Annotated in this window: 19 protein-coding genes, 2 pseudogenes, 1 riboswitch and 1 other annotated feature; of the genes and pseudogenes, 11 read left to right on the top strand and 10 right to left on the bottom strand. The window is 35.2% G+C overall.

The features are described from left to right. Positions 1–7: 7 nt before the first annotated feature. The 3 genes from JFT95_RS23135 to JFT95_RS23125 form a co-directional block, all read right to left on the bottom strand. Positions 8–1,288: a purine/pyrimidine permease gene (locus JFT95_RS23135; RefSeq protein WP_061690034.1), complete on the bottom strand. Its 1,281-nt coding sequence runs from the start codon at positions 1,286–1,288 to the stop codon at positions 8–10. Between the two features lie 127 nt (positions 1,289–1,415). Then, positions 1,416–1,865, bottom strand: coding sequence for a cyanase (cynS, locus tag JFT95_RS23130; RefSeq protein WP_001081567.1), 450 nt, complete (start codon positions 1,863–1,865; stop codon positions 1,416–1,418). Between the two features lie 31 nt (positions 1,866–1,896). Beyond that, positions 1,897–2,478 carry a beta-class carbonic anhydrase gene (locus JFT95_RS23125; protein WP_002129867.1) on the bottom strand — a complete coding sequence of 194 codons (582 nt, stop codon included), beginning with the start codon at positions 2,476–2,478 and terminating at the stop codon, positions 1,897–1,899. A 167-nt stretch (positions 2,479–2,645) separates the two neighbouring features. On the opposite strand from JFT95_RS23125, the gene JFT95_RS23120 reads away from it, so the two are divergent. Next, on the top strand, positions 2,646–3,077 hold the full coding sequence (locus JFT95_RS23120) for an Lrp/AsnC family transcriptional regulator (protein WP_201053330.1): 432 nt from the start codon (positions 2,646–2,648) through the stop codon (positions 3,075–3,077). Positions 3,078–3,346: 269 nt separating this feature from the next. Here JFT95_RS23120 and JFT95_RS23115 read toward each other — a convergent pair whose 3' ends face one another. Beyond that, the gene (locus JFT95_RS23115; RefSeq protein ID WP_201053329.1) at positions 3,347–4,312 is read right to left on the bottom strand and encodes a DUF4822 domain-containing protein; all 966 of its coding nucleotides are present in this window, start codon (positions 4,310–4,312) and stop codon (positions 3,347–3,349) included. A gap of 429 nt (positions 4,313–4,741) precedes the next feature. Here JFT95_RS23115 and JFT95_RS23110 point away from each other — a divergent pair. Continuing rightward, positions 4,742–5,170: pseudogene (locus JFT95_RS23110) on the top strand (Lrp/AsnC family transcriptional regulator); the annotation flags it as partial. A 45-nt stretch (positions 5,171–5,215) separates the two neighbouring features. On the opposite strand, the gene JFT95_RS23105 reads toward JFT95_RS23110, so the two are convergent. The 3 genes and pseudogenes from JFT95_RS23105 to JFT95_RS23095 all read right to left on the bottom strand — a co-directional run. After that, positions 5,216–5,773 (bottom strand): cysteine hydrolase family protein, encoded by a 558-nt coding sequence (locus JFT95_RS23105; protein WP_033713130.1) that lies wholly within the window; start codon positions 5,771–5,773, stop codon positions 5,216–5,218. Between the two features lie 282 nt (positions 5,774–6,055). Next, entirely contained in the window at positions 6,056–6,295 is a 240-nt protein-coding gene (locus JFT95_RS23100) for a DUF896 domain-containing protein (RefSeq protein WP_033729536.1), read from the bottom strand. A gap of 134 nt (positions 6,296–6,429) precedes the next feature. Then, positions 6,430–6,630: pseudogene (locus JFT95_RS23095) on the bottom strand (nitroreductase family protein); the annotation flags it as partial. 116 nt (positions 6,631–6,746) lie between these two features. Between JFT95_RS23095 and psiE the strand changes: the two are divergent. From psiE to JFT95_RS23075, 4 genes are all read left to right on the top strand, one after another. Next, positions 6,747–7,151 (top strand): phosphate-starvation-inducible protein PsiE, encoded by a 405-nt coding sequence (gene psiE, locus JFT95_RS23090; protein ID WP_016121029.1) that lies wholly within the window; start codon positions 6,747–6,749, stop codon positions 7,149–7,151. A gap of 137 nt (positions 7,152–7,288) precedes the next feature. After that, positions 7,289–7,810: a spermidine N1-acetyltransferase gene (gene speG, locus JFT95_RS23085; protein WP_002112781.1), complete on the top strand. Its 522-nt coding sequence runs from the start codon at positions 7,289–7,291 to the stop codon at positions 7,808–7,810. Positions 7,811–7,964: 154 nt separating this feature from the next. Continuing rightward, complete coding sequence (locus tag JFT95_RS23080; protein WP_002129860.1) at positions 7,965–8,174, top strand: DUF3955 domain-containing protein; 210 nt, start codon at positions 7,965–7,967, stop codon at positions 8,172–8,174. Positions 8,175–8,344: 170 nt separating this feature from the next. After that, complete coding sequence (locus tag JFT95_RS23075) at positions 8,345–8,611, top strand: DUF3947 family protein (RefSeq protein WP_201053690.1); 267 nt, start codon at positions 8,345–8,347, stop codon at positions 8,609–8,611. Positions 8,612–8,806: 195 nt separating this feature from the next. Here the strand turns inward: JFT95_RS23075 and crcB (JFT95_RS23070) are convergent, their stop codons facing one another. Together crcB (JFT95_RS23070) and crcB (JFT95_RS23065) are read right to left on the bottom strand one after the other, a co-directional pair. Further along, positions 8,807–9,163: a fluoride efflux transporter CrcB gene (gene crcB / locus JFT95_RS23070; protein ID WP_201053328.1), complete on the bottom strand. Its 357-nt coding sequence runs from the start codon at positions 9,161–9,163 to the stop codon at positions 8,807–8,809. Beyond that, on the bottom strand, positions 9,160–9,564 hold the full coding sequence (gene crcB, locus JFT95_RS23065) for a fluoride efflux transporter CrcB (protein WP_002139199.1): 405 nt from the start codon (positions 9,562–9,564) through the stop codon (positions 9,160–9,162). Before crcB (JFT95_RS23065) ends, crcB (JFT95_RS23070) begins: the two co-directional genes overlap by 4 nt. Before the next feature lie 54 nt (positions 9,565–9,618). Further along, positions 9,619–9,678, bottom strand: a riboswitch (Fluoride riboswitch). Positions 9,679–9,897: 219 nt separating this feature from the next. Between crcB (JFT95_RS23065) and JFT95_RS23060 the strand changes: the two genes are divergently transcribed. The 5 genes from JFT95_RS23060 (at position 9,898) to tyrS (ending at position 15,941) form a co-directional block, all read left to right on the top strand. Next, complete coding sequence (locus tag JFT95_RS23060) at positions 9,898–10,956, top strand: endonuclease/exonuclease/phosphatase family protein (RefSeq protein WP_002068235.1); 1,059 nt, start codon at positions 9,898–9,900, stop codon at positions 10,954–10,956. A gap of 34 nt (positions 10,957–10,990) precedes the next feature. Then, on the top strand, positions 10,991–12,493 hold the full coding sequence (locus JFT95_RS23055; protein WP_201053327.1) for a DUF4077 domain-containing protein: 1,503 nt from the start codon (positions 10,991–10,993) through the stop codon (positions 12,491–12,493). A 108-nt stretch (positions 12,494–12,601) separates the two neighbouring features. Next, on the top strand, positions 12,602–12,997 hold the full coding sequence (locus JFT95_RS23050) for an SET domain-containing protein (RefSeq protein WP_000573650.1): 396 nt from the start codon (positions 12,602–12,604) through the stop codon (positions 12,995–12,997). Between the two features lie 386 nt (positions 12,998–13,383). After that, the gene (gene murB / locus JFT95_RS23045; protein WP_061673699.1) at positions 13,384–14,301 is read left to right on the top strand and encodes a UDP-N-acetylmuramate dehydrogenase; all 918 of its coding nucleotides are present in this window, start codon (positions 13,384–13,386) and stop codon (positions 14,299–14,301) included. A 107-nt stretch (positions 14,302–14,408) separates the two neighbouring features. Further along, positions 14,409–14,625, top strand: a binding site (T-box leader). Positions 14,626–14,678: 53 nt separating this feature from the next. Continuing rightward, on the top strand, positions 14,679–15,941 hold the full coding sequence (gene tyrS, locus JFT95_RS23040) for a tyrosine--tRNA ligase (RefSeq protein WP_201053326.1): 1,263 nt from the start codon (positions 14,679–14,681) through the stop codon (positions 15,939–15,941). A 266-nt stretch (positions 15,942–16,207) separates the two neighbouring features. Here the strand turns inward: tyrS and JFT95_RS23035 are convergent, their stop codons facing one another. Further along, a complete protein-coding gene (locus tag JFT95_RS23035) occupies positions 16,208–17,386 on the bottom strand; it encodes an NAD(P)/FAD-dependent oxidoreductase (RefSeq protein ID WP_002016002.1) in 1,179 nt (392 codons plus the stop codon). Between the last annotated feature and the right edge of the window lie 20 nt (positions 17,387–17,406).

Raw genomic sequence — 17,406 nt, 5'->3', positions numbered from 1 at the left:
ACAAATTTTACTCTTTCCAAAACTGTTCCAATAGAATGACAAGCATGGTACCCACAAGTAATCCATTACTTAAAACATATTGTAAGGAAGAAGGAATTCCGCTAAATGCACTTTCTGGAAGAAACATTATTCCCAAACTGATTAATAATGAAATTCCTAATATTGTTAATCGGCGTTGATTTAATTCTTCACGTAAAATGGATTGAAATGAGATGCCTATTACTTGGACAAATGTTGCTAAAAGTGCGGCATTAGCAATAGGACCTGGTAGTAAGGATATAAAGTTTACAATTGAAGGAATAAAAGAAATTCCTGCTAATATAAGACTTGCTATAAGGAACGACTTCACTTTTCTTTGTCCTGTTAGTTGAATAAATCCTGCTGATGCAGGTAATGGTACAATTCCAATTGTAGAAAACAACGACGAGATAATATGCGATATACCTCCGGCCCACACGCCGCGGTTCAGTATTTGCTTTTCATTTTCTTTAGATAACGGAGCCACTTGTTTTACAGCCGAAATAGCAGCGATTGTATTTGCAACTAAAAGAAATGTAAATAAAGTTGCAGTTAGAGCCATTCCAATATCTAATCTAGGTGTGCCCCAAGAAAATAGCTCTGGTAACTTAACTAACGGTGTGTGTGAAGGTATATGAGATGATTTTCCTAATACAGCATACAAAAGCCAACCACATGAAATTCCAAGTAACACAGCGTAACTTTTCATCCATCCTTTCCCTTTAATTGATAAGAAAGTAATAAGCGCAAAAACAAAGAGCGCAATAGTAGCCGTTGTATAATCAGGATGAGTTACAGCTCCTTGTAATCCCATCATTCCTTTTAGTAACACACCACTAAGCTGAAGAGATAATATTAAAAGAAAAGTGCCTGTAACCAAGGGTGTAAATAAACGTAGAATTCGATGAACAAGCCCTGTTATACCAAGCGTGAAGAGTAATATACCTGCAATAATTAATCCACCTTCTAAAAGTTGTAATACATCCTTTGCACTTTGTCCCTGATGCATAGCGACTTGTCCCAATATGACAAATATACTTACCCATGAACCGGCTGGCCCATCCGCTATGGGATAGCGATGCCCAAACCATGCTTGTATAAATGAACTTACTCCTGCAACTAAAAAAGTTCGTTGCATTAATGTTGAGATATCTTCTATTGATAAATGGAATATGCCACCAATAATGATAGGCAATGCAATTGCATTTGCTAATAAAAACACAAACCACTGTAGAATACTAAAGCTCGTATCGACGTATTTTTTATTCATATTATTCTCCCTTGTATAAAAAGAATCTCATAGTAAAAATCCATCCTTTCTATACAGCTAGATTAAAAAGGATGGATTTTATAAATCTATAAAATCACTTTAATTATATAGATAGATTTTTAATTAATTACCATGTACGGAACGGTAAGAATTTCCCGTTAAGTGTAATTACGATACGAGGGTCGCCACCTTTTGGATCTTCTTGTGTGTCCACACCTAGATTGAAGTTAATTGCACTCATTACACCTTCGCCAGCTTTTTCTAGGATTAATTCTCTAAGAGTCGGTGCGTATTGTAACATCATTTCATATAATCGATATAAGATTGGGTCAGTAGGAGGCATTTGCATTACTTGACCTCTAAGTGGAACTACTGTTAATGCTTGAACTACTTCTTCATCTAATTCTAATAGTTTACCGATTTTTTCTGCTTCTGGACGTGTCATTGTAGCTTGTCCTAATAACGCTGTTACAACCCAAGTCTCAGAGTTTTCACTTACTTTTGAAATTTCTTCCCATGTTAAACCTTTTGCAATTTTTGCTTCCATAATTTTTTGTGTAGCTTCTTGTCTATTCATATTTAATAACTTCCCTTCATTTAAGTAATAATTAATTTTTCATACCATTTAATGCTTTATATCCATCAACTATTAAGTCTAATTTACCTGTGTGAGGATCAATAACTAAACCATGTACAGGAACATCTTTTGGAATAAGTGGATGATTTCTTACTAAATCAACATTAGCTTGAGTTGAACCGTTGACATCATCGAATCCAAATAACCATTTTTCAAGGTCAACACCAGCATATTCAATCGCTGATAAAATTTCTGGTGAAGCTACTCCACGATCTAATATTTTTTGAAGTGTTCCTTTTGGATTAGTTTGGCTCGCACCACATCTTTGGTGTCCGATAAGGAAGATTTCATCTGCATTTAGATCATATACTGATGCGACAACACTTTGCATAACACTATCGAAAGCAGAAGCAATTTTACCACCTGCATTTCTGATAACTTTTGCATCACCATCGTGTATATCTAAAGCTTTTGGAAGTAGCTCAATTAAACGAGCGTCCATGCAAGAAACAACAACCATACGTTTTTTAGGCAGTTTTGTCGCTTCACGAGGAGCGTATTCTTTATTTTCTACAAATTGTTCATTGAACGATAAAATCTCTTGTAATAACATATTTGTAACCTCCTTTAAATCTAGATGTATTTTTTTGTTGCGTCCTCTGTGTTATAAGTAAATATAACTGATAAACAATGTGATGTAAGAGGATAAACTAAGTATAGTGAATTGTATCGACAAGCAGAATAAGTTGGCGAAACACTTTCTGGCTTTCTACTTTCACGATGAAAGGATTGGTTTATATCATTGATCAAACAGATTTTGAGATACTGAAATTATTAGGAGAAAACTCAAGAATACAATGGAAAGAACTTGGTCAAAAAATACATATGACAGGGCAGGCTGTAGGAAATCGAATTCGAAGATTAGAGGATTTAGGGATTATTGAACAATATACAATCGCAATAAATCGAATCAAATTAGGAAAAGTAGTGACTGCATTTGTTACTTTGTTTGTAACAACAGCTAACCATCAAGAGTTTATGAATTTCTTTCAAAAAGAAGAAGGGATTTCTGAAGTAGACCGTATAAGTGGTGAGGGATGTTATTTATTAAAAACACATTTTGCTTCTAATGAAGAATTGGATAACTTTCTAGGACGACTATTAAAGTATGGGAATTACCGTGTTAACTTATCAATAGGAAAGTTAAAATAAGATTTCTTTTTTTGAGGTTATAGTAACATTATTTGCTAAACCTTATTTGTATAGAGATAATAAAATTTTTATCTTAAATAGTCGGAGCCTTACTACAATTTATGTGTAGTAAGGCTTTTTAAAGCTGTTAAAAAAATGAGAGATATTATATTCAATAATCGTGCTGAATTGTTGAGGGGGATATAAGACAATTTTTTTCAAGGGAATCATAAATGATTTTTCTTTAAAAAAATCCTGCAGCTCAGTACAGGATTTGTAATCAAACGTTTTTAAAAGCTAAATTGTGGTTTTATATCACCTTTATAAGGCTCATGTTCAACGAATATAGTTATGTCTTTACCCGCTTGGTCTTTACCAGTTCTTTTATACGTAAATTTCTTATTATTCAGTTCAGTAAGTTCAAGAGCCGCACCATATTTATTATTTCCAATTGAAACATGAGCTCTTATTTTATTTTCATGTACAACATCGAAGTAGCCATAATCACCGCGGCTTTGACCTGTTTCGCTATTGAAGAACTCGTATTTATTAGACTTGTCATCAAATTTTGCTAGACTTATAAAATTCGAATTAAACTGCGTTACATCATTACCGGCTTCATCTAATACCTTTGTTCCATGCCAAAGGGTTCCGCCTAAAATTTTATCTCCATCCACGTTTTTAACGATATCACCTGTAGTAGAGTTTAGCTGCTTATCCGGATCCGTGAAAGAAAGCTCTTTTTCTTTATATGGAACATGTTCAACGAAAACTTCTACATCTTTACCGTTAGCATCTTTCCCCATTCTTTTATAGGTAAATACATTTTTATTTAGCTTTGTCATGTCAACAACAGCTTGATACTTCATTGATTCTGAAATTAATATTCTTTTCTTCCCATCATTTGTGACAAAGAAAGTTCCTTTATCGCCACGGCTTGCACTAGTCTTAGCATCAAAAAATTCATATCTTCCTGACTTCGCATCATATTTTGCAAGACCAATGAAGTTTGCATTTTCTTTCGTTAAGTCATTTTTATCTTTGTCATACACTCTTGTACCTTGCCAATTTGTCTCGCTAAGAATATTAGCCATTTTTTTCCCTTTAGTTAACTTATTTTCCTTTTTAGTATCTTTCGCAGCTTGTTCTTGTTTTTGTTTACTATGATTTTCTTCAGCTTTCGTGCCAGCGCAACCTGTTAATGCTAATGTGAATCCTAGCAGTATGGATGATAGTACTTTTGTTTTTTTATTCATTTTTATCGTCTCCTTATTGTATGATTTTAGTTAGTACGGTTTGCGATTATAGTAGCAGTTCGTCCTTTTAAATTTTTGTTATATGAAAAGATTCAGGTGGGAGCAACGAACTTAGTTACTACGTTTATCATGTTAATCCCCGAGTATAAACTCCCTCTAAATAAATCATTAAAAAAAGATAAACTAATTCCTAAAAAATTTTCATATTTATAAAAAACAATCGCTGGCTTACTGGATGGCCCTTTCGAACGCTTATCAATTTTTTTCTGATACCTACGAGTAATCGAAAAATACATAGTAAAGGAAGAAGGAAAGCTGTTAACAGTAATGTAATTCTTAATAGAGTTAATCGAGTGTATTGTAAAAGTTTTTAAGATGAATTGTAGGGGAAATGATGATCTTATAGAAGGTGATTCCTATAGGAAGGGGATGTCCATGTTTGATTCAACAGATTTTAAAATTATAAAGTTACTACAAGAAAACGCTAGAATGAACTGGAAGGAAATTGGAGAGATAGTACATTTGACTGGCCAGGCTGTTGGGAAACGAATTAATAAATTAGAAGAGGCGGGTGTCATTCAAAAATATACGATAGATATCGACAGGGCTAAGTTAGAAGGGTCTATTATGACGTTTGTTACACTATTTCTGCATGCACCACATTATCATAATCAAATTCAAACTTTTTTTGAAAAAACGGACTTAATTACTGAAATGTATCGTATAAGTGGCGATGGGTGTTATATCATGATTCTTCACACATCTTCGCACCAGCAATTAGAAGAGACTCTTGCAGATGTTTTACATTATGGTGATTATCGTATAAATACTGTCATTAAGACAATCGAAAAAAGAAAGAATAAGAGATTTATTCTTTCTTTTTTTATATGGAACTGTAATTCTTTATTTGCTCTTGTTTATAAAACAGTTTGCCGACATGATTTTCGCATAAATATCACCAAACTCTAACGAACTCATGAACGATTGATGAGCGTGTACTGCGGGGATCAGATTTCCTTGAAATTCTAAATCTCTTGTTGTACAAGCATCTTCAATTACAACGCATTGAAATCCTAAATCACTGGCAGCACGTACTGTTGCATCAATACATACATGAGTCATCATACCGCAAATGACTAGTTGATCTATTTTTTCTTTCTTTAATGTTTCAAATAAATTGGTTCTTAAAAAACTGTTAGGGTGATGTTTTTGTATGACTCTTTCGTTAGCAATTGGCTGTACATCATCATGAATTTGAGCACCTACTGTTTCAGGTAAGAAGAAAGTAGCTCCTTCATTGTTCGCAATATGTTGTACGTGAATAACTGTTTTATGTTTTTCACGAAATACTTTCAAGACTTCTTTCGCTTTTTGTGCGGCTTTTTCAGGTTGATGTAATTCCATATTGCCGCCTTCAAAGTAATCATTTTGTATGTCGACTAATAGTAACGCTTCGTTCATCATTAATCCCCCCACAATTATTTATACAGCAAGTTATTTGTACTGTACCGTTATTATATAAATTGCAACTATATGGAAGTAATAACGTCATGAAAAGATTTTGACGTATATGGTTTCATTGTGAAAAAGCTAAAGGATGCAAAGAAAAGATGGGGACAATTTGTTTGTGGTTTTTTGATTTAGAAACAGAAAGTGGATGGGGAAGTAGATATTAACTTAATGATGCATCTAAGCAAACGTACTATTAGATGAATCATTAAGTAACAAAGGAGCTGGGTATTTTCATGCGTTGTTATCTGTGTTTAGTGATAGCTTTTGTTGCTCTTTTAATTTTTCAGGAGTCACGTCATTTCCTAAAGGATCTAATATTTTTAATCCTGTAACAGTGGTGTTGATTTGACCGCGAATAATTTGAAGATACTCCTCGCGTAATTCTGTGCGCTCATTTAATTCTGTTTTTGTTAAACTTTCTTCTTTTTGTTTTTTAGCTAATTCATTAATTCGATTTAAAACTTCAAGCATTGTTTTCTCCGCCTTTCTTTTTTGTATTATTCGATTAGATTGTAGTTTTGCATTATGATTATGGTTGCTACCATCATAGTTTCGTTAATAGTGTTTATCGTACTTTTATTCCTAAAGTACGATAAACACTGTGATTAAAACTCGCCATTCCAAGACGTTACTTCATCTACAGTTAATCGTACTGTTGGGAATCCTGGCTCTTTTGCTTTGCCTAATGCAATCATTAAGACATCAGTTAAGTTTTCTGGAACGTTAAATGCTTTGCGGAATTCTTCAACGTTATAGCCAAGCGTTGGGACTGTATCGTATCCTCTCGCTTTTGCAGCAAGCATAAATATCCGAATGGTGAAGTAATCGTGAAAGAGGACGATCATATATGATTTAACATTTCTGTAAGTATAATTTTGCTATAATGAATAAGTACTTACACGAAGGGGAGCTAAAAGAGAAAATGAAGTCATTTAATATCGATCATTATATAGCTAGCGTTTTACAGTGGATATTAAATATAGCGTTAATCATATTATCCATTGTTTTATCAATCTTTTTAATTAACGAGACGATTACTTTTGTTCAATACATATTTTCAGCGAAGAAGTATACATCTTATAAATTAGTTGAGAGTATCATCGTCTATTTCCTATACTTCGAGTTCATCGCATTAATTATTAAGTATTTTAAGTCGAATTATCATTTTCCGTTACGTTATTTTATTTATATCGGAATTACGGCGTTAATTCGTTTAATTATCGTGTCTCATGAGGAACCAATGGAGACGTTATTATACGCGGGAGCAATTCTTGTTTTAGTTATTTCTTTATACATATCGAATATGAGAGATTTGAGAAAAGAGTAGTGCAGACATAAGTTTGCACTACTTTTTGTACCTTGACCTTCAAGTTACTTGAAGGTTTACAATGTAATTAGGGCGTTTGAAATCGAAAAAAATTGAGAAATTAAGTGAAGAGGTTATTTTACTTGGAGGTTATAGAAATGAGTCAGGAATTGAAATTACGTCCTTTAGAACGGGAAGACTTAAAGTTTGTACACGAACTTAATAATAACGCGCATATTATGTCGTATTGGTTTGAAGAGCCTTATGAAGCATTTGTGGAGCTGCAGGATTTATACGATAAACATATACATGATCAAAGTGAGCGCCGATTTATCGTTGAGAAAGATAATGAGATGGTGGGATTAGTCGAATTAGTAGAAATCGATTATATTCACCGTAGAACTGAATTCCAAATTATTATTGATCCGAGTTACCAAGGTTACGGTTATGCAGCTGATGCAACGCGTTTAGCGATGGATTATGCTTTTTCCGTATTAAATATGCATAAAATATATTTAGTTGTCGATAAAGAGAATGAAAAAGCTGTACACGTTTATAAAAAGGTCGGATTTATAGTAGAAGGTGAGTTGCAAGATGAGTTCTTCGTTGATGGCAACTACCATAATGCGATAAGAATGTGTATGTTCCAAAAAGAATATTTTAGAGTGAAGAGGCTATAGACAATGATTGTCTATAGTCTTTTTGTTATATAAGTCAACAACTTTTTATCGTAAAACGATAAAAAGTTGTTGACTTATAATGCGTCGGGACTTATTATGAGGGTAGCAAAAGGAATGCGGAAAAATTAATTGTGAAATTAAAGGAGAATATATTATGAAGAATAAATTTTTATTAGCTATCGTACTAATATCGTTAGGAGTTACTTGTTTATTAATGCACGGTACAACTAGTAAAGTGGCGGATAATGGGCTTCTTGTAGAACCTTTCTTTTTCCTAGTACCAGTAAGCTACCTATTGTTCTTTAGTGGTATTGGTGTGTTGCTAGTTGGATTTATCACTTCAAAGTTGAAAAAACAACAATAGATAAATGCTGTTAGTTTAGGAGCGGATTTTTGTGAAACAAAACGAATTGTCATTATGGTTAAAGTTAATTATCATTCTTTGCGGATGTTTTGGTTTATTGTTCTGCATATATATTGGGCCAGAAACGGGAAGAGCGGTATTGTTAGTTTCAGAAAATTTGAAGGGACTATATAAGCCATTCGTACTGTTCATTTGGATCACAGGAATTCCATTTTTTAGCGCTTTATTTTTGCACTGGAAGACAAGTAGGAGCAGCGATTACAGTGGCCGGGGGACAGATGACAATTCAGGCAGTGCATCAGGCCATTCAAATGCAAAAACAAGCACAAGTAGCACAAATGATGCAGAGCCAGTATATGTCGTATGCACAGCTTCCTGTACATAGTATACATTATGATGTGTATCCAGCTGGTTTATCCCGCATTAACGGGCAGTAAAACTCCCACCTCAAAATTCGGCAGGAGCAAAGAAGTTAGGTGGGAGTCGGGCTGCCCGTAAACGCCCGATTGGTGAAGGCTAATAATCAGTGGGTAAGAACAAAACCCCCACTGATTAAAGTTTCACTTTATTTTCCATTCCATATGGCGGGACATACTTCTTATGAAAGAAAGCGACTCAATAGAGTCGCTTTTTTATATTCCACCGAGCTTCATTCCAAGGAATGCGAATAGGATACCAATTATGTAAGTAGTACTTAAATATAAAAGGAATGTGTAAATTTTTTTGCGATTGAGAAGCTGAATGGACTCTAATTTAAGTGTCGAAAATGTGGTGAATGCGCCCATAAATCCAGTTACTAATAATAATTGCCATTCTGTAGAGACTCCGTTGCCAATTATATACCCGAGTAAAAATGCTCCTGTTATATTAATAAGGAATGTAGCAATTGGAAAGGGTGTTTTATTTCTTTTTTTAAACCAATTGCTAATTGCAAATCGTGTAATCGCACCGAAAAATCCTCCAGTTGCTACTAATAAAGCTTCCATCATAAGTGATCACCTTCCGTAAGTGATTTCTTAATTAAGAAATCACCTAGTGTATAGCCAAGTCCAGACATAATGAGACCGCCAAGTATGCTACATGATACATATAAGAAAGCCGTGCTCCATTCAGAATGATTGATTAATTGCACAGTTTCTACACTAAATGTTGAAAACGTCGTAAAGGAACCGATGAATCCAGTCCCGATGCCTGTGATAACCTCTGAAGGTAAGATGTTTAGCCGAGCGATATACGTAGTCAGCCAAGCTAATAAGAAACAGCCGATTAAGTTAATGAATAATGTAGCTAATGGAAATGAATGATGCCAAAATACATGAATAGTAAGACCTAAATAATAGCGGGAAAGGGCTCCTAATATGCCGGCGATGCCAACGATAATATAAATCAATTTTCTCACCTCTTTAAATAGCTTGCTCAAAAAAATAGACTCCTACCAGTAGTTATACTGGTAGGAGTCATTAGCTAAGCAGCGGTTATGGCGAACTCCATCGCCTATGATTATTACATATAGTGTACTAAAAATTTCGTTTGATTTCCAGTAGAGAAGTTGGTGTGTTTTGTATTTCTCTAATAGTTTAAGATAGGGAATTATTACTCATAAACTAAATATAGTGATATAAGGTTTTCGGTGTGATAAAATGTTTCGTATGTCTGTCATTTTTTTATTTAACTGAAAATAAAGAAAAGTAAAATCGTATGTTTTAGAAAAGGAGTCGTTTGTTTGAAAAAATTATTAAAAATAGTACTTATATGTATTTTAGTAGGGGTGGGAGTTGTAGGTGGGTTTTTAGCGTATATGACACTTACAAAAGAACAGCCGGCTGATGTTATAAGCTTGAAGGTTGAAAACAATAAGGAGCGCGTAATTGCGCCTGGAAATGAATTTAAAGTTACAACATTTAATATTGGATATGCTGGACTAGATAAGGATCAAGACTTCTTTATGGATGGGGGAAAAGGGTCTGGTTCAAGTAGTAAAGAACAAACGGAAACTAACTTAAAGAATATGCTTTCGTTTTTACAAAATGAGAATAGTGATTTTGCACTATTACAAGAAACAGATATAAAATCAATGCGATCATTTGATGTAAATGGGCATGAATTTTTGAAAAAAGGATTACCTGATTATGCTTCGTCATTCGGAAAGAACTACGATACGAAATGGGTTCCGGTGCCAATAACAAATCCAATGGGATATGCTGAAGCTGGATTAAGTACATTTTCTAAATATACGGTTCAAACAGCGAAGAGATTTCAGCTTCCTGGAATGGAGCCGTGGCCAAAGCGTTTATTTGATTTAGACCGAGCGATTGTTGAACATAAAATACCTGTTAATAATGGGAAATTTGTTAGACTCGTAAATCTACATTTGTCTGCTTATGATGAAGGCGGGAAAATTAGAAAACAGCAAGTAGAATATTTAAAAAAATATATGAACAAGCATTATGAAAATGGTGATTATGTCATAATGGGCGGAGACTGGAATCAATTACTTTCTAACGTTCAGTTAAGCGATCCTAAGTTTGTGAAAGAGCGTCCTGAGTGGTTAGTAGAATTACCGAAGGACTTTACTGATGGTGGCTTTAAGTGGGCTGTAGATCCGTCTGTTATGACTGTGAGAGATGATGTAAAGAAATACGTGGAAGGTGAAAACTTTGTCACGATTATTGATGGCTTTATCGTTTCACCGAATGTTGAAATTGTAAATGTACAAGGGAAAGATTTGAAGTTTGAAAATAGCGATCATAACCCAGTGAGTGCGGTATTCAAGCTGAAGTAATCGATACGTATGAGTAGAAGGTGGGGCTTCATATATGGAGTGGTTAAAGAGAACTTGTTTTTCTAACCTTGAGAAAGAATCACAGAAAAATCATTTATTGTTGTTTATCACGATTTGTAGTTTCTTCCTTGGGATAATCGCGATTGGGTATTACGGATATATTTTTACAGAGAGAGCAATAGCATTTTGGATGTGTGGTATTTCTATCGTAGTATTTGGAACGCTGCTTACTTTTATAGAAAGTATGGAAGCAATGTATAAATACATCATGACATGTATGCTACTTATTATGTCTTTCATTATGGTACAAGCATTTAATGAAAGCCCAGCTGTATTTCAAATGGTCTATTTTACATTAGCGGTTTCACTTATTTATTTGAGTGAACGTCTTATTTTAATTCTTGGCGGGGTAGCAGTTGTTGTTACATTTATACTTTGTAGTTATTGGCCAAATCAATTTTTTGCGTATACAGCGTCATCTGAAGCTGCAAATTTCGCAAGCTTGTTAGCGATTGTAACGATTGCTATGTGGGGTGTCACAAAGATTGGTTCTAATCTTTTGGCTCGTTTAAGGGATGAGAAGCAAGCGGTGATGAAGAAAGCTCAGGAGTTAGAAGAAACGCAAAGGCTTATTGAGGAAACTGTTGTGAAGTTAGATAGTAATTTCAATCATTTAAGACAAAATATGAATACATCGATGGAGTCAATGAGTGAAATTAACTTTGCTTTTGAAGAAGTAGCAGTGGGAACTCAATCGCAATCAGAGATGATGTCACGTTCAGTAGAAGTATTAAATGATATGGAGGGAAATATTGACCAAATCATCTCTCAAGTAAGAAATGTGTCGATGCGTGTTGATAAAAGTTTGGAAATCTCAAAGGGTAGTGTAAATACTTTAAGAAATTTTGAAGCTAACATGAGAAGTTTAAATGATGTTGTTTCACAATCAGGAACGATATTTAGAGAATTGATGACACAATCGAAACAAATTAATGAAATTGTAGATGTAATCACGAATATTTCAAGTCAGACGAGTTTGCTAGCTTTAAATGCAAATATTGAAGCTGCAAGGGCAGGCGAGCATGGAAAAGGTTTTGCTATTGTAGCGAATGAAGTATTAAAGCTTGCTGAAGAATCGAATCGTTCTGCGGGGAGAATTCAAGGGATTTTGAAGGAGTTTAGTAATCAAGCAAGTAAAGTAGAAGTGCAGGTAGAGAAGTCAGAAAGAGTACAAGAAGAATGTAACGAAATGTTAGCAAGTGTTTTGACGAATGTAACGGATTTAGGGAAGTTTATTGATGCGATTAATGATGTAATGAGGGAGATTGTTGGTCATCAAGAAAGTTTCCAAGCTAAAACGACGAATATCGTAAAGGATGTTACACATGCTTCTAACGTAATTCAACAAACTTCTGCAGCTACGGAAGAAGTGTTAGCGAGTGTTGAAGAAGAAAAGCATCGAAATGATACATCGGTGAAGACGTTACATACTGTTAGCGAGCAAGTGAAGTTGCTAGAAGATATTTTAGAAAAGTAATATCGATGAAAAAGACCACTTGGTAGGAATTTAATTGCTTTTCTCCGCAATTTCTGCCAAGCTTAAGGAGAAAAATACTTCGAAGAAAGAAATATATAGGTGACGCATATGATTGAAGTTAAGACTTCTGAACTTAGTGATGGAGAATTTAATAGAGGTGTATTTGCAACTCGTGATATTAAAAAGGGTGAGTTGATACACTCAGCACCAGTTATCTCTTATCCGAATGAACAGCATGAACACATTGAGAAAACGTTACTTGCTGACTACGCATTTGAGTATGGGGTAAATCATACGGCATTCCTGTTAGGATACGGCATGTTATTTAATCATGCATATAATCCGAATGCAACGTATGATATTGTCTTCGAGAATCATACGTTTAACTTCTTTGCTTACAAAGATATAAAAGCGGGAGAAGAGATTCTAATCAATTATAATGGTGAAGTTGATGACGATGAGCTATTATGGTTTGATAAGGAAAAAGAAGAGAACGAAAAATAAGTTAAAAAGTATAGAAAGAGCACATTCTGTGGGATGTGCTCTTTTTTATTGATGAAAATAAAGTAAAGATTACAAAAAAATACCACTTTTCTTTCGTATGGTATAGTAAGATATTGAAGGGTATTACTTTGAAAAGCCTATATATTTTACAAATTGTTGTCTATATGGTTACATGTCAAGTTTAGTAGCCCATTTGGGTTGCTTTATTATGCGATATATATTTTAATATGAGTGGAACCTCTTATAATTTAAGAGGTTTATAGGTGTGCTTTATGTACACTGTATTCACCACGTTAGCTGTTGTTTTGTAATGCATTTTTATGTGGGGATATTATGGACCCGTATATAGCGGGATAAAAAGATTATAGAAATAGAGGAATCGTAAAATGAATATGCACGAGGTTTATAAATATTTAAGTACAGTATTGCCTGAAGGTCATGTGAAGCAAGATGAAATGTTAAAGAATCATACGCATATTAAAGTGGGCGGGAAAGCGGATGTGTTCGTTTCTCCTACGAATTATGATGAAATTCAAGAAGTTATAAAGTATGCCAATCAATACAATATTCCAGTTACGTTTTTAGGAAACGGCTCTAATGTTATTATTAAAGACGGTGGTCTGCGCGGGATTACAGTAAGTTTAATTCATATTACAAATGTTACTGTAACAGGGACAGCGATTGTTGCGGGGTGTGGTGCAGCAATTATTGATGTGTCACGAATTGCATTAGATCACTGTTTAACAGGACTTGAGTTTGCTTGTGGTATACCAGGTTCAGTTGGCGGAGCGTTATATATGAATGCTGGTGCATATGGCGGTGAGGTTGCATATGTGCTAACAGAAGCTGTCGTAATGACAGGTGATGGAGAGCTACGTACTTTAACGAAAGATGCATTTGAATTTGGATATCGTAAGAGTGTATTTGCGAACAATCATTACATTATTCTTGAAGCGAGGTTTGAACTTGAAGAAGGTGTACGTGAAGAGATTAAGGAAAAGATGGATGATTTAACGTATAAGCGTGAATCAAAACAACCTTTAGAGTATCCTTCATGTGGCAGTGTATTTAAGCGTCCACCAAATAATTTTGCGGGTAAGCTTATTCAAGAATCAGGACTGCAAGGTAAGCGAATTGGCGGAGTTGAAGTTTCTTTAAAACACGCTGGATTTATGGTGAATGTTGATAACGGAACTGCACAAGATTATATCGATTTAATTCATTTCGTACAAACAACTGTTGAAGAAAAATTCGGTGTGAAATTAGAGAGAGAAGTAAGGATTATTGGAGAAAATCTACAGTAATCTTTGAATAAAAAACGTATAAAAGTATGAATTATTTCGAAATAACGTTTGGGTATTGTTGACAATTTGATTTGGATTCAATATAATGGCTAATAATTTAACAAATAAAATATACGTTGAAAGAGCCCAGTAGCAGTTTGTCACTGTTATTAAAGAGAGCTAGGGGTTGCTGGAACCTAGCACAAACAAACTTGTGAATTACACTCTGGAGTATCTTAGGTAACGCTAAGCGGACTAGCAATCGATATTATTGCTAAGAGTGGTATGAATAGCTATGCTATTTATGCAAACTGGGTGGTAACACGGTGAATAATCGTCCCTATGTCGTAGACATAGGGGCTTTTTTGTTTTTAAAAAAATAAAGGGGATGACAAAAGATGAATATTATTGATGAATTAGAATGGCGCGGTGCTGTGAATCAGCAGACTGATGAAGAAGGTTTACGTAAGTTAGTAGAAGAGAAAAAGATTTCACTATACTGCGGAGTTGATCCGACTGGTGATAGTATGCATATCGGACATTTGATTCCGTTCATGATGATGAAAAGATTTCAATTAGCTGGCCATCATCCGGTTATTTTAATTGGCGGGGCAACAGGAACAATTGGTGATCCAAGTGGACGTCAATCAGAGCGTCAACTGCAAACTTTAGAAGTGGTGCAGCATAATGTAGATGCGTTAACAGCGCAAATGAAAAAGCTATTTGACTTTGGCGGGAATAGCGAAGTGAAGATGGTAAATAACTATGACTGGACACATAAAATAAACATTATCGAGTTTTTACGTGATTACGGAAAAAACTTTAGCATAAATAGCATGTTAGCGAAAGATATTGTCGCAAGTCGTTTAGATACAGGGATTTCTTTCACAGAATTCACGTACCAAATCTTGCAAGCGATGGATTTTCATCATTTATACACAAAAGAAGATGTTCAATTACAAATTGGTGGTAGTGATCAATGGGGAAATATTACGAGTGGTTTAGATTTAATTCGTAAGTTAGAAGGTCATGAAGCGAAAGTATTCGGATTAACGATTCCATTATTATTAAAATCAGATGGTACGAAGTTTGGTAAATCAGCAGGTGGTGCTATTTGGCTTGATCCGGAAAAGACAACACCGTTTGAATTTTACCAGTTCTGGGTGAATACAGATGACCGTGATGTAATTAAATACTTGAAATACTTTACGTTCTTAACGAAAGAGCGAATTGATGAATTAGCAGCGAAGGTAGAAACAGAGCCTCATAAACGTGAAGCACAAAAAGTATTAGCGGAAGAAATGACGAAATTCGTTCATGGAGAAGAAGCGTTTTTACAGGCAGTGAAAATTACAGCAGCGTTATTTAGCGGAGATATTAAGTCGTTAACAGCTGATGAAATTGAACAAGGCTTTAAAGAGATGCCGACATTCCAATCTTCAAAAGAGACGAAAAATATCGTAGAGTGGCTAGTTGATTTAGGAATTGAACCTTCTAGACGTCAAGCGCGTGAAGATATTAATAATGGGGCTATATCTATGAATGGTGAAAAAGTAATGGATGTCAGTAGAGATGTTACTGTAGAAAATTCATTTGATGGACGATTCATCATTATTCGTAAAGGGAAGAAGAACTACAGCTTAGTGGAATTAGGAGAATAGTTCTTGTGAAAGAGCGGAAGTAGGGAAGATATTTACTTCCGCTCTTTTCATATACACAATTTCGACACAAAAAAAAGTCAGTATATTTCGATAATTAAAGAGGTTATATTATTCTTTTGCCGAATAAATAAGTTAGAGAAAATTACGGATAAAGTGAAACTTTAATCAGTGGGGGATTTTGTTCATCCCCACTGATTATCAGCCCGCAAATAGCGGGATAAAAATAGCCCGAACCATGCAGGGCATGATTCGGGCTTATATTCAGATTAGTATGCTAAGCTGAATAGACCTTTAATGTGTGATAAGTAACGAACGTTACTTGCTTCTTTCATTAATGATGCTGGTAAACCTTTAAGCGGAGTATTGCTTGCTCCGATTGTAGCAACAGCATCTTTACGTCCTAGACTAGCAAGTGTTCCAGAGTTGATAGGTGCGAACTCTTCGAATGCTTTGCCTTCTAGTGCTGCGTATAAGTTGTATCCAATTAACTCACCCATTTGCCAAGCGATTTGTGCAGTTGGTGGGTATGGACGACCGTCTGGAGAGAAGACAACAGCGCTGTCTCCAGCGACGAATACGTCTTTGTGAGAAGTAGATTGTAGATGTGCATCAACAGTTGCACGACCGCGGTTTACTTCAAGACCTGATTCACCAATTAATGGGTTACCTTGTACGCCGCCTGTCCAAACGAATGTGTTAGCAACGATTTTTTGACCGTCTTTTAAGTCGATTTCATTACCAGCAACGTTTGTTACAGGAAGACCTGTTAAGAATGTAACACCGCGTGCTTCTAAGCTAGCAGTTGCACGTTCGATTAAGTGGTCTGGTAATACTGGAAGGATTTTTGGACCTGCTTCAACAAGAAGAAGTTTAACTTCTTTTGGATTTACGCCGTGGCTTTTTGCAAGTTTAGGCATAATGTCAGCAAGCTCACCAACTAGCTCAACGCCAGTTAATCCGCCACCACCGATTACGATTGTAGCATCAGCTTCGTTTTTCGTTTTAGCGTATTCACGAATACGGTCTTCAACGTGTTTGTAGATTTTGTTTGCATCAGCAGCAGATTTTAATACCATGCTGTTTTCTTCTAGTCCTGGAATACCGAAGTAAGCAGTTTTACTTCCTAAAGCAACTACAAGTGCATCGTAAGATAAAGTAGTGCCACCAGCTAGTTTGATTTCTTTGCTATCAACTGAGAATGACTCAACTGTTGCAATTTTAAGATCGATGTCTTTACCTTTGAAAAGCTTTGTAAGTGGCATTGCAATTGCTTGCTCAGCAACGTTACCAGCTGCAAGGCGGTGTAGTTCAGTGATGATTTGGTGCGTTGGGTATTGGTTAATCACTGTAACTTGTGCTTCTGATTTGCTGTAATATTTACGTACGTTTAAAGCGGCAAGAAGACCGCCATAACCAGCGCCTAAGATGACAATTTGTTTTGACATAGTATGATATCCCCCGTCTT

Source organism: Bacillus sp. TH17, from assembly GCF_016651125.1.
Taxonomy (GTDB): Bacteria; Bacillota; Bacilli; order Bacillales; family Bacillaceae_G; genus Bacillus_A; species Bacillus_A mycoides.
The sequence above is the reverse complement of the archived record's forward strand: the minus strand, read 5'-3'. Positions and strand labels throughout refer to the sequence as shown.